This is a genomic window from Streptomyces sp. NPDC088915 (assembly GCF_044749825.1).
In the GTDB taxonomy this organism is placed as follows: domain Bacteria; phylum Actinomycetota; class Actinomycetes; order Streptomycetales; family Streptomycetaceae; genus Streptomyces.
The window spans coordinates 211,844-226,449 of the sequence record NZ_JBIVIR010000018.1 but is presented as its reverse complement, the minus strand read 5'-3'; the positions used below and the strand labels follow the sequence as shown (position 1 = coordinate 226,449).

Annotated in this window: 9 protein-coding genes and 1 pseudogene; 7 read left to right on the top strand and 3 right to left on the bottom strand. The window is 74.5% G+C overall.

What is annotated here, in order from left to right:
• A pseudogene (gene carB, locus ACIP5O_RS29920) lies at window positions 1–1,499 on the top strand (carbamoyl phosphate synthase large subunit); the annotation flags it as partial.
• Between the two features lie 262 nt (window positions 1,500–1,761).
• Window positions 1,762–3,417 (top strand): class I tRNA ligase family protein, encoded by a 1,656-nt coding sequence (locus ACIP5O_RS29915; RefSeq protein WP_401298712.1) that lies wholly within the window; start codon window positions 1,762–1,764, stop codon window positions 3,415–3,417.
• A 119-nt stretch (window positions 3,418–3,536) separates the two neighbouring features.
• Here ACIP5O_RS29915 and ACIP5O_RS29910 read toward each other — a convergent pair whose 3' ends face one another.
• Window positions 3,537–3,701 (bottom strand): hypothetical protein, encoded by a 165-nt coding sequence (locus ACIP5O_RS29910; RefSeq protein WP_401298709.1) that lies wholly within the window; start codon window positions 3,699–3,701, stop codon window positions 3,537–3,539.
• A gap of 370 nt (window positions 3,702–4,071) precedes the next feature.
• Here ACIP5O_RS29910 and ACIP5O_RS29905 point away from each other — a divergent pair, with 370 nt between their 5' ends.
• From ACIP5O_RS29905 to ACIP5O_RS29895, 3 genes are all read left to right on the top strand, one after another.
• Complete coding sequence (locus ACIP5O_RS29905; protein ID WP_401298706.1) at window positions 4,072–5,055, top strand: DUF6879 family protein; 984 nt, start codon at window positions 4,072–4,074, stop codon at window positions 5,053–5,055.
• A 245-nt stretch (window positions 5,056–5,300) separates the two neighbouring features.
• Complete coding sequence (locus tag ACIP5O_RS29900; protein WP_401298739.1) at window positions 5,301–7,955, top strand: BTAD domain-containing putative transcriptional regulator; 2,655 nt, start codon at window positions 5,301–5,303, stop codon at window positions 7,953–7,955.
• A 143-nt stretch (window positions 7,956–8,098) separates the two neighbouring features.
• Complete coding sequence (locus tag ACIP5O_RS29895) at window positions 8,099–8,848, top strand: DUF4232 domain-containing protein (protein ID WP_401298703.1); 750 nt, start codon at window positions 8,099–8,101, stop codon at window positions 8,846–8,848.
• 21 nt (window positions 8,849–8,869) lie between these two features.
• Here the strand turns inward: ACIP5O_RS29895 and ACIP5O_RS29890 are convergent, their stop codons facing one another.
• Window positions 8,870–9,994, bottom strand: a complete 1,125-nt coding sequence (locus ACIP5O_RS29890; protein WP_401298700.1) for a pyridoxal-phosphate dependent enzyme — start codon at window positions 9,992–9,994, stop codon at window positions 8,870–8,872.
• A 190-nt stretch (window positions 9,995–10,184) separates the two neighbouring features.
• Here ACIP5O_RS29890 and ACIP5O_RS29885 point away from each other — a divergent pair, with 190 nt between their 5' ends.
• Together ACIP5O_RS29885 and ACIP5O_RS29880 are read left to right on the top strand one after the other, a co-directional pair.
• Entirely contained in the window at window positions 10,185–11,762 is a 1,578-nt protein-coding gene (locus ACIP5O_RS29885) for a S8 family serine peptidase (RefSeq protein ID WP_401298697.1), read from the top strand.
• Between the two features lie 163 nt (window positions 11,763–11,925).
• The gene (locus ACIP5O_RS29880) at window positions 11,926–13,107 is read left to right on the top strand and encodes a DUF4190 domain-containing protein (RefSeq protein WP_401298695.1); all 1,182 of its coding nucleotides are present in this window, start codon (window positions 11,926–11,928) and stop codon (window positions 13,105–13,107) included.
• A 95-nt stretch (window positions 13,108–13,202) separates the two neighbouring features.
• Here the strand turns inward: ACIP5O_RS29880 and ACIP5O_RS29875 are convergent, their stop codons facing one another.
• Window positions 13,203–14,555 (bottom strand): glycoside hydrolase family 18 protein, encoded by a 1,353-nt coding sequence (locus tag ACIP5O_RS29875; RefSeq protein ID WP_401298692.1) that lies wholly within the window; start codon window positions 14,553–14,555, stop codon window positions 13,203–13,205.
• Window positions 14,556–14,606 lie beyond the last annotated feature (51 nt).

Below are 14,606 nucleotides of genomic sequence, written 5' to 3'. Positions count from 1 at the left end.
ATCCCGAGACCGTCTCCACCGACTACGACACCTCCGACCGCCTGTACTTCGAGCCGCTCACCCTCGAAGACGTCCTGGAGATCGTCCACGCCGAGCAGCAGGCCGGCCCGGTCGCCGGTGTCGTCGTCCAGCTCGGCGGCCAGACCCCCCTCGGCCTGTCCCAGGCGCTCAAGGACAACGGCGTGCCGATCCTGGGTACTTCCCCGGAGGCCATCCACGCCGCCGAGGACCGCGGCGCCTTCGGCCGGGTGCTCGACGAGGCCGGGCTTCCCGCGCCCAAGTACGGCACCGCGTTCTCCTTCGAGGAAGCCGCGCGGATCGCCGGTGAGATCGGTTATCCGGTGATGGTCCGCCCGTCGTACGTCCTCGGCGGACGCGGCATGCAGATCGTGTACGACGAGCCGTCGCTGGCCGTCTACCTGCGGCAGCACGCCGGGCTGATAGCCGAACACCCGGTGCTGGTCGACCGGTTCCTGGACGATGCGATCGAGATCGACGTGGATGCGCTCTACGACGGTGAGGAGCTCTACCTCGGTGGTGTGATGGAGCACATCGAGGAGGCCGGTATCCATTCCGGTGACTCGGCCTGCGCGCTGCCGCCGATCACGCTGGGCGGGCACGACATCAAGCGGCTGCGGACCTCCACCGAGGCCATCGCCAGGGGCGTCGGGGTGCGCGGTCTGATCAACATCCAGTTCGCGATGGCCGGGGACATCCTCTACGTCCTGGAGGCCAACCCGCGCGCCTCGCGCACGGTGCCCTTCACCTCCAAGGCCACCGCGGTGCCGCTGGCGAAGGCCGCGGCCCGGATCTCGCTGGGCGCCACCATCGCCGAGCTGCGTGCCGAGGGCCTGCTGCCGAGGAACGGCGACGGCGGCACCCTGCCGTTCGACGCGCCGATCTCGGTCAAGGAGGCCGTCATGCCCTGGAGCCGCTTCCGCGACATCCACGGCCGCGGCGTCGACACCGTCCTGGGCCCGGAGATGCGCTCCACCGGCGAGGTGATGGGCATCGACTCGGTCTTCGGCACCGCCTACGCCAAGTCCCAGGCCGGCGCCTACGGCCCCCTGCCCACCAAGGGCCGCGCGTTCATCTCGGTCGCCAACCGCGACAAGCGCTCGATGATCTTCCCGGCCCGTGAGCTGGTCGCCCACGGCTTCGAGCTCCTGGCCACCTCCGGCACCGCCGAGGTCCTCAAGCGCAACGGCATCAACGCCACCGTGGTGCGCAAGCTCAGCGAGGGCGAGGGCGCGCACGGCGAGAAGACGATCGTGCAGCTCATCCACGACGGGGAGGTCGACCTCATCGTCAACACCCCCTACGGCACCGGCGGCCGCCTCGACGGCTACGAGATCCGCACCGCCGCCGTCTCCCGCGGCGTCCCGTGCCTGACCACCGTCCAGGCCCTCGCCGCAGCCGTCCAGGGCATCGACGCGCTCCGGAACCTCCCCGGGGAGGTCCGGTCGCTCCAGGACCACCACCGCGTCGTCCGCCGCGACCACGGGCGGGATCCGGCCGATTCCGTCACGTGGCACGCGGACCGGGTGGTCCCGCAGCCGGGGCCGGCGCACAGCGCCCTGGTCGAGCTGGAGACGGCCCTGGGACTCGCCCCGGCGCCGCGCCTCCGCGAAGAGGCGGCACTCGGCGTGCGATGAGCCCGGCGCCCGGACGCGCCGCCCCCGCCGCCCCGCCCCCTCCGCCACGCGCCGCCCCCGCCCCGAGTCCCCCGCCGCCCGCCGCACCTCCCGGGAAACCCCTGCCATGAACACGTATGTCGTCACCACCGCCCCTCCGAGCCCCGACGCCGACCCGCACCTCGGCCGGCTCGCCGGCCCGTTCCTCGGCGCCGATGTGCTCACCCGCCATCTGCGCCAGCGGGGCCACCACGTGCGGTACGTCGGCTACTGCGACGAGTACTCCCCCCGGGTGGCGTCCCGCGCCGCCGAGACCGGCGTCACGCCGCACGCCCTCGCCAGGGTCGTCGGCGACCGGACGGGGGACACCCTCGCGCTGGGCGCGATGCGCCCCGACTGGTTCACCCGGCCGCTCACCGACGCCGCGCACGCCCACTGGGTACGCCGGTTCTTCCTCGCCCTGTGGGAGGCGGGCGCCCTGGAGGTGCGGGAGCTCCCGGTCTTCCGCTGCGCCCCCTGCGACCGCTACCTGCACGAGGCCGAGGTGCGCGGCGGCTGCCGGCACTGCGCGGCGCCCGTCGACGGGGCGTCCTGCGGCTCCTGCGGTCTCCCGCAGGGCCCGGGGGCGCTCGCCGACCCCCGGTGCGCCGACTGCGGGACGGAGCCCGGCACCGTCCTCCGGAGCCGGATCGCCTTCCCGCTGGAGCGGTACCGCGAGCGGCTCGTCGCGCACCACGACGGGACACGGGACGAGGCCGGGCGGCGGGGCCGTACCCACGCCTTCCTGGACCGGCTGCTCGCCGCCGGACTGCCCGTCGTCCCGGTCAGCACGGTGGCGGACCACGGCGTTCCGGTGCCGCTGCCGGAGTGGGAGGGGCACGTCCTCGACACGGGGTTCAGCGGGATCTGGGGCCTGGTCGCGGCCACCGAGCGGCTGGCCGAGGCGTACGGGGAGAAGGACGGGGCGCTGCCGCTGTGGTCCGACCCGGCCACCCGGATCGTCTCCTTCACCGGTGTCGACCAGCTCTTCGCGCACGTCGCGCTCTGGCCCGCGCTGCTCCTCGCCGAGGGCACGCTCGGCCTGCCCGCCCGGGTGGTGGTCGGCGAGGACGTCCGGCCGAGGGACGCGGAGTCGGGCGCCGCGTGGAACGGCGACTTCCTGCGCCGGACGAACGCCGACGCGCTGCGCTTCCACCTCTGTCTCACCGCGGCCGAACAGACCGGAAAGGATTTCTCCCCGGCCGATCCCTCCCCGGCCGACTTCTCCCTGGGCGAGTACGCCGACACCGTCGCCACCGTGCTGGCCGGCGGCCTGGAGACGTGGACCGACACCGTCCTCGACCTGCTCGCCCAGGACTTCCACCGGGCGGTCCCCGCCGCCCTGCCGGCCGGTCCGATGACGGCCGAGAGGCGCGAGCTGACCCGGCGGACCGCCGACGCCCTCGGTGTCGACGCGCACGCGCCGGCGCGCGCCGCGGAGGCCCTGGCCGCCGCCGTGGAGCGGGCGCTGATCGACGTGCACCGGCTGCGGGTGCTCCGTGACGCCGGGCAGGAGGGGGAGTACGCGACGGGGCTCGCCGCCCACGTCGAGCTGCTCGCCGCGTTCACGATCGCGGCGGCGCCGCTGATGCCCGGCTGGTCCGCCTTCCTCGCCGGGGAGCTGGGCCTCGCCGTCGACCGGGAGACCCGGCTGCCGCTCTGGGCCGACGAGGACGAGCGGCTCGTCCCGGCCGGGACGGTCCTGCCGGAGGCCGTACCGGTGTACTTCCACGAGCAGGGGTGAGCGGTGTACTTCCCCGAGCAGGGGTGAGCGGAGGCCGACGCGCGACGGCCCGGGGCCGCCGCACCCGGTGTCGGATGCGGCGGCCTCGGGCCGTCGAGGGGGAGGGGGAGCGGGGGGCATCAGCCCCAGATGGGCTCCTCGTTGGCCGCGGCGGGCTTGACCGGGAGGGAGGAGACCGCGAGGGCCGTGCCGTCCTGCTGCTGCGCGGCGGTGGCCGTGCCGCCCAGGGCGACGAGGGCGAGGGCGACGGCGGTGACGGTGGTGGCGACGGCGGCGCGCAGCATGAGGAGTCCTTACGTTCGCTGAGTGACGGTTCGTGACGGCCGGTGTTCCCCGGCGGCACCGATACTGCCGCCGGAGCGGGCGTGCGGACAGGGAGATCGGCTGGCACGAATCACCCAGGCACAACCGTGTCACCGCCCACCACCCACCGCACACGCCCCCACCCACCCCCCGCCCCCCGTCCGCCCGTTGGACGTGCGTTGCGTCACCGTGTTCCGTGTCCGACACTGCAATGCGGCGCGAGTGAAAGACATCAACTGGGGGTGCGCCGCAACAGGGGGCGACGACTCGTACGTCTCGGGGCGCCGACCGCCGACGAAGCCGGTCCGCACCGCCCTTTGCAGCGCTGTGACTTGTGGGGGAGCTGTCCACGTGCTGACTCCGTTCGGTCTCACGGAAGGGGCCGACCGGCTCTACCGGTTCGTCCTCGCCCAGCCGGGGTGTGACGCGGCGAAGGCCGCGGGGGAGTTCGACGGTTCGGCCCGCGCGCTGGACGAGGCGCTCCAGGAGCTGACGCGGCGGGAACTGCTCACGTCCGACGGGCCGGACCACGGCCGGCTGTACGTCGTGAACCCCAAGGCCGCCCTGGACACCCTGCTCGCGTTCCAGCAGGCCGAGATAGCCGAGCGGAACCGCACGCTGGCCCGCAGCCAGGCCGCCGCCGAGATGCTGCTCGCCCAGTACGCCGCGCGGCACGGCGGCGACGAGGAGCCGGAGGTCGAGCAGCTCCGCGGTGCCGAGGCGGTCCGGGCCCGGATGACCGACCTGGTGCCCACCATGCGCAAGGAGTCCCTGGCCTTCGTGCCCGGCGGCGCCCAGACCCCGGAGGTCCTCGCGGCGAGCAAGGTGACCAGCGCGGAGCCGCTGGCGCGCGGGGTGCGGATGCGCTCGGTGTACCTGGACTCGATCCGCAACGCCCCGGGCACCCTGGAGCACGCCCAGTGGCTCACCGAACGCGGCGCGGAGGTCCGCACCGTACCGGCGCTGCCCATGCGCCTGTGGATCAAGGACCAGGAACTGGCGATGGTGCCGATCGACCCGGCCGACAGCGCGGCGGGCGCGGTGCTGCTGCGCCAGCCCGGCGCGGTGGCGGCGTTCCTCGCGCTGTTCGAGGGGGTGTGGGCGTCGGCGGTCCCGTTCGGCGAGGCCCCCCGGCGCAGCCTGGAGGACCCCGGCTCGCAGCCCCGCGAGCTGCTGCGCCTCCTGGCCCAGGGCTACACGGACGAGGCCGCGGCCCGCCGCCTGGGCATCTCCCTGCGCAGCGAACGGCGCCTGATCTCGGAGCTGATGGAGAAGCTGGGCGCCCAGAGCCGCTTCCAGCTGGGCCAGCGCGCGGTCGAGAACGGCTACATCTGATCCCGTCAGCCTCGTCAGCCTCGTCAGCCTCGTCAGCCCCGTCGCCCCCGTCGGCCCCCTCCCGCATCGTCCACGCCGGGCGGAAACGCCAGGCGCACCGCCGTGCACCCCCTGTGTGAAACACCACGTCCGGATTCGGCCGTCGCGGGCGGTACGGGGGAACTCCGCGTCACGGCCGACCCTCTTCCCCCACGTATCCTCGACTGCCGGGGAAGACGGGGGTGCGTGATCGCGGAGGTGTGAAGGTGGAGTTCCGGCTGCTCGGCTCCGTTGCGATGGTGACGGAGGACGGGGACGTGGCCCTGGGACCCGCCAAGCGGTCCAGCCTCCTCGCCGTGCTCCTGCTGCGCCCCAACAGCGCGGTGAACGTGGGGCAGTTGATCGACTCCCTGTGGGAGGAGGAGCCGCCCGTCCACGCCAAGACCGTCCTCCAGGGGCACGTCTCGCGGCTGCGGGCCCTCCTCGCGGAGCACGGCGCCGAGGCGTACGGGGTCGAGCTCGCCACCCAGGGTTCGGCGTACGTGCTGCGGATGCCGGAGTCGCTGGTGGACGTGCACCGGTTCGAGGAGCTCGTGGGGCTCGCCGGGGTGCAGCGGCAGCCCGCCGACGCGGTCCGGATGCTGCGGGAGGCGCTGTCGTACTGGCAGGGCCCGGCGCTCACCGGGACCGTCCACAGCCGGCCCCTGGAGGCCGCCGCCACCGGCCTGGAAGAGCTGCGGCTCGCCACCGTGGAGGCGCTGGCGCAGGCGTACGGGCAGCTCGGCGAGCACGCCAGGGCCGCCGCCGTGCTGCGCACCGAGGCCGTCGCCCACCCCCTGCGCGAGTCCCTCGCGGCCGCCCTGATGCTGGCCCTCGGCCGCTCCGGGCGCCAGTCGGACGCGATCGACTGGTACCACAGGACCCGGCGGCTGCTCGCCGAAGAGCTGGGCGTCGACCCCGGCGAGACGCTCGCCGGGGCGTACGCGACGCTGCTCCGGGCCGCGGAGCCCGCCCCGGCCCCCGTGGCCCGGTTTGTCGCCCCGCCCGCCGAGGCCCCGGCGCCGGAGGGCCTGCCCCGGCCGCCGCGCGGCTTCACCGGACGCGGCGCCGAGCTGGCCGCGCTCGACCGGGCGGTGCGGGACGGGGACGGGCCCGTCTGTCTGGTCACCGGCCCCGCGGGCGTCGGCAAGACGGCCTTCGCCGTCCACTGGGCGTACGAGCGGCGGGCCGGCTTCCCCGACGGGCGGCTCTTCGCCGATCTGAAGGGCTTCAGCGAGACCCCCGCGCCCGAGTCCGCCGCCGTCCTGCGCGAGTTCCTGCTCGCGCTCGGCGTCCCGGACCGGCGGATCCCGGAGGGCGTCGAGGCGCGGGGCGCCCTCTTCCGCTCCCTCACCGCCGAGCGCCGGCTGCTCGTCGTCCTCGACAACGCCCGCTCCTCCGGGCAGGTCAGGCCGCTGCTGCCCGCCGGCGACCACTGCGCGACCCTCGTCACCAGCCGCGACCGGCTCGGCGGCCTCATCGCCTCCGACGCCGCCCGGCCGGTGCCGCTCGGCCACCTGCCGGAGGCCGACGCCGCCGCCCTGCTCGCCACCGTCCTCGGCGAGGACCGGGTCGCGGCCGAGCCCGCCGCCGCCGCGCGGCTCGCCGGGCTCTGCGACGGGCTGCCGCTCGCGCTGCGGGTGACGGCGGCCCGGCTCGCCGAGCGGCCCGCCTGGACCCTCGGCGCGATGGTCGGCGAACTCGCCGACGAACAGGGCCGGTTGACCCTGCTCGACGTCGAGGACCGGGGGGTCTCCGCCGCGCTGCGCCTCACCGTGCAGCAGCTCCCGGACTCCGCCGCCCGGATGTTCCGCGCGCTCGGCCTGCACACCGGCGCCGACCTGGACCGGTTCGCGGCGGGCGCGCTCGCCGGGACCTCGCCCGCGCAGGCCTCCGCCGACCTGGACCGGCTCGCCGCCGCGCACCTGCTCACCGAGGCCGTCCCCGGCCGCTGGACCCCCCACGACCTCGTGCGCCTCTACGCCCGCCACCTCGCCCCGCAGGCCGACCCCGAGGGGCTGCCCCGCCTCCTCGACCACTACCTCTACACCGGCCTCGCGGCCGACGCCGCCGCCGAACCGGGCTCCCAGCCCTGCTACGCGCTGCCCGCCGACGCCCGACGCCCCGCCGCCACCAGGGAGTTCGAGGACCGTACGGCGGCGCTCGACTGGTACGCGGCCGAGCGCGCCGCCCTGGAGGGCGCGGTCACCGCCGCGGCCGCCCTCGGCCTGCACGACCGGGCCTGGCGGCTCGCCCTGGTGCAGTGGCCGCTGATGCTCGTGCGGATCGGGGACGGCTGGACCCCGCTCCTGGAGGCCGGACTCGCCTCCGCCCGACGGATCGGCGACGCCGACGCCCAGTCCCGGACCCGGGCGCTGCTCGGCTGGATCCTGCACGCGGAGGGCCGGAACGCCGAGGCGCTCGTCCACCTGGAGAAGGCGCCCGGCCTGGCCGCCCGCGCGGGCGACCCGATCAGCGAGGCCATCGCCCACGTCAACCACGCCGCCGTCCTGGACGCCACCGGGGAGCACGAGCGGGCCGGCCTGCTCATGCTGCACGCGGTCTCGCTCGCCGACCGCACCGGCCACCCCTCCACCCAGGTCCTCACCCTCCAGCACCTGGCGGGCCACTGCCTGAAGGCCGAGGAGTACGAGGCGGCGCTCGCGCACGTCCTGCGCGCGGAGGCGCTGGTCGCCCCCGACGCGGTGGTCGTGCGGGCCGAGCTCCAGAGCGCCCGGGGCGAGGCGCTGGCCGGGATCGGACGCCTCGAAGAGGCCACCGACCAGCTCGAACGCGCGATCGTGTCCTTCGACGAGGCCGGTTTCCCGGAGGGATCGGCGCGGGCCGCCGCCCGCCTTTCGCGCCTGTCAGCCGATCGTTAGCGGCGCGCAAGCGGGACGGCAGTACGGGACGGGAAGCTGGATACAGCACCGATCGTCGAACCGGTGCGTACGCATCGAAAGGGTGCACCGGCGCGGGAGCACCGACCGCGCGCCGACCGACCGCTTCCCGGGGGAGAACCACCATGCGCCACCACCGCAAGAACACCGTCCTGGCCGTCGCCGCCGTCGCCGCCCTCTCGCTGGGCCTGACCGCCTGCGGCGGCTCCGACGACACCGGCGCCAAGGACGCCGGGAGCGCGAGCTCCGCCCCGCGGGCCGCCGCCGGCACGGGCGACGCCGGGACCTCCGCCCAGGGCGACCCGACCGCCACGACCGGGGGCTCCACGACCGGCGGTTCCACGTCCGGCGGGGCCACCGCCGGCGGTTCCACGTCCGGCGGCAAGGGCACGACCGCCTCCACCGCGTCCACCGGCTCCACCGGCGGCAAGACCTCCGCCAAGGCCCCGGCCTGCGCCTACGGCGACGTCAGGGTCACGGTGAAGAAGGCGGACGAGGTCCCGACCGAGCACGTCGTCCTCACCGCCACCAACGTCTCCGGCCGCACCTGCACCCTGCTCAAGTACCCGCTGCTCGCCTTCGGTCCGATCCAGACCGCCAAGGACGTCCCGGCCGTCGAGAAGAGCAGGCCGGCCGTGCCGGTCGTGGTGAAGAACGGCGAGTCCGCCTACGCCAACGTGCGGATCTCCCTCGGCGGCGTCCACGAGGACAACGAGGTCGTGAAGGAGTTCAACGTGAACCTCTTCGCCGCCGAGGGCCCGGCCGAGGGCAGCGTCGTCGTCAAGGCCCCGGCCGGCGGCCTCGCGGTCGACGAGGCCGCCGCGAAGACCGGCTACTGGACGTACGAGCTGCGCAACGGCGCCGACGAGTTCTGACCGGTGCGGGGCCGGGGGCCCTCAGGGCGCCAGGCCCGTCTTCGCCCCCGCCCCGCACAGCGGCACCACCGTGAGGCCGGGGCGCGGCGGGGCCGCGCCCACCGCCGCCCAGCAGGCCGCCGCGGTGGCCTCCACGAAGAGGCCGCGCCGCGCCAGGTCCCGCTGGGCGGCGCGGATCCGCTCCTCCGTCACCGTCAGGAACGTGCCGCCCGTCGCCCGGACCGCCCGCAGGATCTGCCGGGCCCGGGGCGGCGCCGGGATCGCGATGCCCTCGGCGAGGGTGGGGCGGGCTGCGGCCGGTCCCGCGACGTCGTCCGCGCCCGCGCGGAACGCCCCGGCCAGCGGGGACACGGCCTCCGCCTGCACGGCGACGAGCGCGGGCCGGGTGTCCGCGAGCCCGTGGCGGTGCAGCTCGTCGAGGGCGAGGGCGGCGCCGAGGAGCAGGGTGCCGTTGCCGACGGGGACGACGATCGTGTCGGGCAGCCGCCCGCCGAGCTCCTCCCACAGCTCGTACACGTAGGTCTTGGTGCCCTGCGTGAAGTACGGGTTGTAGACGTGCGAGGCGTAGAAGGTGCCGGGCTCGTCGGCGGCCTCCCGGGCCGCGCGGGCCGTCGCCTCGCGGTCGCCGGGCACCTCGACCACCTCGGCGCCGTGCGCCCGGATCTGGTCGAGTTTCTTCGGGGAGGTGCCCCCGGGGACGTACACGCGGCAGTCGAGTCCGGCCCGCGCGCAGTACGCGGCGGCGGCCGTGCCCGCGTTCCCGCTGCTGTCGGCCACGACCCGGTCGAGGCCGCCGGCGCGCGCGAGGCGCAGGGCGTGCGCGGCGAGCACCACCGCGCCCCGGTCCTTGAACGACAGCGTGGGCATGAGGAAGTCGAGCTTGGCCCAGACGGATCCCGAAGGGGTTTCCTCCAGCGGGACGAGGGGCGTGCGGCCCTCCCCGAGGGTCACCTCCGGCGCGCACGGGATCGGAGGCAGCGCCTCCGCGTAACGCCACAAGGAATTCACACGTGACGCGAGGGACGGGAGGGGGACCGGTCCGCTCGCGAAGTCGAGGTCCCACGGTCCCCGGCACTGCGGACAACGCCAGGTGAGCGCGGACACGGGCGAGGAGACGCGGCAGCGGGGGCACGTGTAGGCGCTCATGGTCCCCAGGATGGCAGCCGTGTGGCGCGGACGTTACGGGGCGGCGGACACCCTTGTGCGATTCCTATGGATCAGCCAACCTTTCGCTCGACAGCCGGACATGAGGAACGGTCCGGACGCCCCATGTCGTCTTGTCATGTCCCTGTCGCACCCCCACAGCAGCGCACCACCAATGAGGAGGACCCCTCACATGTCAGTGATGCGTGACTCGCGTCGCAGAATCGCCACCGCCGCCGCCGTGGCCGTCGCCGCCCTCACCCTCGGCCCGCTCTCCGCCCTCCCGGCCACCGCCGCCCCGGCCGCCCCGGAAGGCGTCGTCGAGAACGCCGGAGCCGAAGGCACCGTCCCGGGCAGCTACATCGTCACCCTCGACGAGTCCGCCCCGGCGGAGACCGCCCGGGGCCGCGCGATCCCCGCCAAGTTCGGCGCGAAGATCAAGCGCACGTACACCTCGGCGGTCAACGGCTACGCGATCGAGCTCTCCGAGGCGCAGGCGAAGCGGCTCGCGGCCGACCCGGCCGTCGAGTCGGTCGTCCAGAACCGCGTCTTCACCATCGACGCCACGCAGCCCTCCCCGCCGTCCTGGGGCCTGGACCGGATCGACCAGAAGGCCCTCCCGCTGAACCAGAGCTACACCTACCCGGACGCCGCGGGCCAGGGCGTCACGGCGTACATCATCGACACCGGCGTCCGCATCAGCCACGGCGACTTCGGCGGCCGGGCCTACAACGGCTTCGACGCCATCGACAACGACAACGTCTCCCAGGACGGCCACGGCCACGGCACCCACGTCGCCGGCACCGTCGCGGGCACCTCCTACGGCGTCGCCAAGAAGGCCAAGATCGTCGGCGTCCGCGTCCTCGACAACCAGGGCTCCGGCACCACCGACCAGGTCGTCGCCGGCATCGACTGGGTGACGCGGAACGCCGTCAAGCCGGCCGTCGCCAACATGAGCCTCGGCGGCGGCGTCGACACCGTCCTCGACGAGGCCGTCCGCAGGTCGATCGCCTCCGGCGTCACCTACGCGGTCGCCGCGGGCAACGACGGAGCCAACGCCTCCAACTACTCGCCGGCGCGCGTCGCGGAGGCCATCACGGTCGGCGCCACCACCAACACCGACGCCCGCGCCAGCTACTCCAACTACGGCTCGATCCTGGACCTCTTCGCGCCGGGCTCCTCCATCACCTCGTCCTGGAACACCAGCGACTCCGCCACCAACACCATCTCCGGCACGTCGATGGCGACCCCGCACGTCGCCGGCGCCGCCGCGCTCTACCTCGCCGCCAACCCGACGGCGACCCCGGCCCAGGTCTCCACGGCCCTGACGAACGCCGCCACCCCGAACGTCGTCACCAACCCGGGCTCCGGCTCCCCGAACAGGCTCCTGTACGTCGGTGACGGCGGCACCACCCCTCCGCCCACCGGCAAGAACTTCGAGAACACCGCGGACCACGCCATCGCCGACAACGCGACCGTCGAGTCCCCGATCACCGTCACCGGCGTCACCGGCAACGCCCCCGCCACCCTCAAGGTGCCGGTGAACATCGTCCACACCTACATCGGTGACCTCCAGGTCCAGCTGATCGCCCCCGACGGCTCGGCGTACACGCTGAAGGCCTTCGGCACCGGCGGCAGCGCGGACAACATCAACACCACGTACACCGTGAACGCCTCCTCGGAGGTCGCCAACGGCACCTGGAAGCTGCGGGTCACGGACAACGCGACCTACGACACCGGGAAGATCGACTCCTGGGGCCTGCAGTTCTGACCCGAACACCGCGTGACGGGGGGCGGTCGCCTGCGGGCGGCCGCCCCTTCCGTCGTGCGCGGCCGTCCCTCCCGCCCCGCACACGCGACGGCTCCCCGCCCGACCGCGTACGATGCGCGCTCGTTCGTCTGTTCGCATCGCCGCCCCGCAGGAGCAACCACCCGTGGACCCGACCCAGCCGGCCCCGCCGCCCCCGCCGCCCCCAGGGGGCCCGCAGCCGCAGGGATGGCCCGCCCCGGGCCCGTACACCTCCCCGGGCGGTCCGTACACCTCCCCGGGCGGGCCGTACGCCGCCGGCCCCTACGGCCCGCCCGGCGGCCCCGGCCCCCACGGGCGGCCCCCGCGGACCACCAACGGACTCGCCGTCGGCTCCCTCGTCTCCGGCATCGTCTGCTGCCTCCCGCCCCTCGGCCTGGTCCTGGGCCTCGTGGCCCTCCCGCAGATCAGGAAGAGGGACCAGGCGGGCAAGGGGCTCGCGATCGCGGGCATCGCGCTCTCCGCCCTCAGCTGTCTGCTCCTCGTCCTCGGCCTGGCGACCGGCGGATTCTCCGCGGCGTGGAGCGGCTTCAAGGAGGGCGTCGACGAGGCCGCCCGCTCCAAGTCCCCGTTCTCGCTGCGCACCGGCCAGTGCTTCACCGACCGCGGCATGCGGAAGGACTACACGACGGAGATCACCGTCGTCGACTGCGCGCGCCCGCACGACGGCGAGGTCACCGGCGGCTTCGAGGTCACCGGCTTCGACGCGTGGCCCGGCGAGGACGCGATCGACGTGCTCGCGGAGAAGCGCTGCGAGACGACCAACCTGGCGTACGCGATGGACACCTGGGCGATCCCGCAGGAGGTCTGGCTCTTCTACTACCTGCCCAGCGGCCAGAGCTGGAAGCTCGGCGACCGGACGGTGACCTGCACGCTCGCCACCGACAAGAAGCCGTTCAGCGGCTCGCTGCGCTCCGACGCCACGACCCTGAGCGCCGACCAGACGCACTTCCTGAAGTACGTGAACCCGATCGAGACGGCCGTCCACCGGGAGCCGGAGGAGGACTTCGACGAGGGCTTCGCGGCCAACAGGGCCTGGGCCGGCGAGGTCCTGGCGGCGCTCGACGGGGCGCACGCGGGCCTCGGGGAGCACTACTGGCCCGGCGCCTCCACGGAACCGGTCACGGCGCTCCGGAAGGACCTCGCGGCGGCCTCGAAGCGGTGGCGCACGCTGGCCGCGGCGGCCGACTCCGACGCGTACGGGGAGGCGTACGACGCGGCCTTCGACGCCCTGCCCGGCACCGGGGACGCACGGGACGCGCTCGGACTGACGGGCACTCCGCCGGAGGGCGCGGGCACCTCGGTCTGAGGGGCGGTACGCGCGCGTGCTCCCGTGCCCGGCCGTCCCGTGCCCGGCCGCCCCGTGCCCGGCCGTTCTGTGGCGGCCGGGCACGGGGGCGGGGGTCAGTGCCGGTTCAGACCCCGGTCGATGGCGGTGATCAGCTCGCCGTCCGGGGTGTCCCCGTCGAGGGACCAGACCATCGCGCCGCCGAGCCCGTTCTTCCGGACGTAGGACGCCTTGGTGCGCAGCACGGTGGGGTCGTCGTAGGTCCACAGGGTGGTGCCGTCGAAGAGCCAGGCGTGCCCGTTCCTCTCGCCCCGGTAGAGCGTGTACGTCCCCGACTCCGCGAGCCGCTTCAGGAACTTGTAGTCCTCGGAGCCCGCCGTCCAGGTGGCGGGGGCGGGGCCGGTCGCGGGCTTGCCGAGGCCGTTGCCGCCGCCGGTCACGCCGGTCCAGCCCTGGCCGTAGAAGGGCATGCCGACCACGAGCTTGCGGGCGGGGGCGCCGCGCCGCAGCCAGGCCCCGACGGTCTGGTCGACGCTGAAGTCGTCCTTCGCGTACAGCGCGGACTGCTGCCCGGTCCTCGGCTCGCCGGAGACGTGGAAGTCGTAGCCCTGGAGGTTCACGAAGTCGAAGTCCCGCATGATCTTCGCGACCTCGAAGCCCGCGTCGATCTTGGCGGGGGCGGTGGGCACGTACGCGCTCAGCTCGTAGCGCTTCCGCTTCTTCAGCGAGCGCCCGTACGCGTCGAGCTGGACGCGGAACTCCCGGACGAGCTCGGTGAAGTTGGGCTTGTCCTCGGGGCGGATCACGTTCCCCGGGGCGCCGTCCGAGCCGGGCCACTCCCAGTCGAGGTCGACGCCGTCGAAGATCCCGGCGGCCGCCCCGGCGCCGCCGCGGGCGCCGTCCACGGGCAGGTCGCCCTTGATGTACGTGTCGACGCAGGAGGCGACGAGGGCCTTGCGGCCGGCGTCCGTGCGCACCGCGTCGGAGAAGTGCGCGGAGCCGCTCCAGCCGCCCAGCGAGATCATGACCTTGAGGCCGGGGTGCTTCGCCTTCAGCTCGCGCAGCTCGTTGAAGTTCCCGGCCAGGCGCTGCCCGTCGGTGTCGCCGGCGCCGTCCACGGAGTTCGCGGCGTCGACGGGGCGGACGTAGTCGGCCCAGGGGTCGGAGCCGGGGGCGTTGCCCATGAGGCACTTGCCGTCCGCGCCGATCACGCCGAAGGCGTAGTTGATGTGGCTGAGCTTGGCGGCCGTGCCGCTCGTCTCCAGGTCCTTGACCTGGAAGTTCCTTCCGTAGATGCCCCATTGGGTGAAGTAGCCGATCCGCTTGAGCGCCTGCCCGTGGGCGGGCTCGTGGGCGGATCCGCGCGGGGCCTGGTGCGCGTCGGCGGCGGGGGCCAGGGCGGCGAGGAGGCCGAGGGTGACGGCGGTGGCCGCGCCGAAGGTCAGCTTGGTCATGGCTCTGGGACGCATGGGCTCATTCCTGTGCGGAGCGGGATGGAGCGTGCGGTGGAGCGGGGGAGC

What these genes read in the sequence shown, in the direction of transcription:
- ACIP5O_RS29895 (WP_401298703.1), top strand. Translation starts at nt 8,099, where the DNA reads ATGCGCCACCACCGCAAGAACACCGTCCTGGCCGTCGCCGCCGTCGCC.
- ACIP5O_RS29875 (WP_401298692.1), bottom strand. Translation starts at nt 14,555, where the DNA reads ATGCGTCCCAGAGCCATGACCAAGCTGACCTTCGGCGCGGCCACCGCC.
- ACIP5O_RS29910 (WP_401298709.1), bottom strand. Translation starts at nt 3,701, where the DNA reads ATGCTGCGCGCCGCCGTCGCCACCACCGTCACCGCCGTCGCCCTCGCC.
- ACIP5O_RS29885 (WP_401298697.1), top strand. Translation starts at nt 10,185, where the DNA reads ATGTCAGTGATGCGTGACTCGCGTCGCAGAATCGCCACCGCCGCCGCC.
- ACIP5O_RS29915 (WP_401298712.1), top strand. Translation starts at nt 1,762, where the DNA reads ATGAACACGTATGTCGTCACCACCGCCCCTCCGAGCCCCGACGCCGAC.
- ACIP5O_RS29890 (WP_401298700.1), bottom strand. Translation starts at nt 9,994, where the DNA reads ATGAGCGCCTACACGTGCCCCCGCTGCCGCGTCTCCTCGCCCGTGTCC.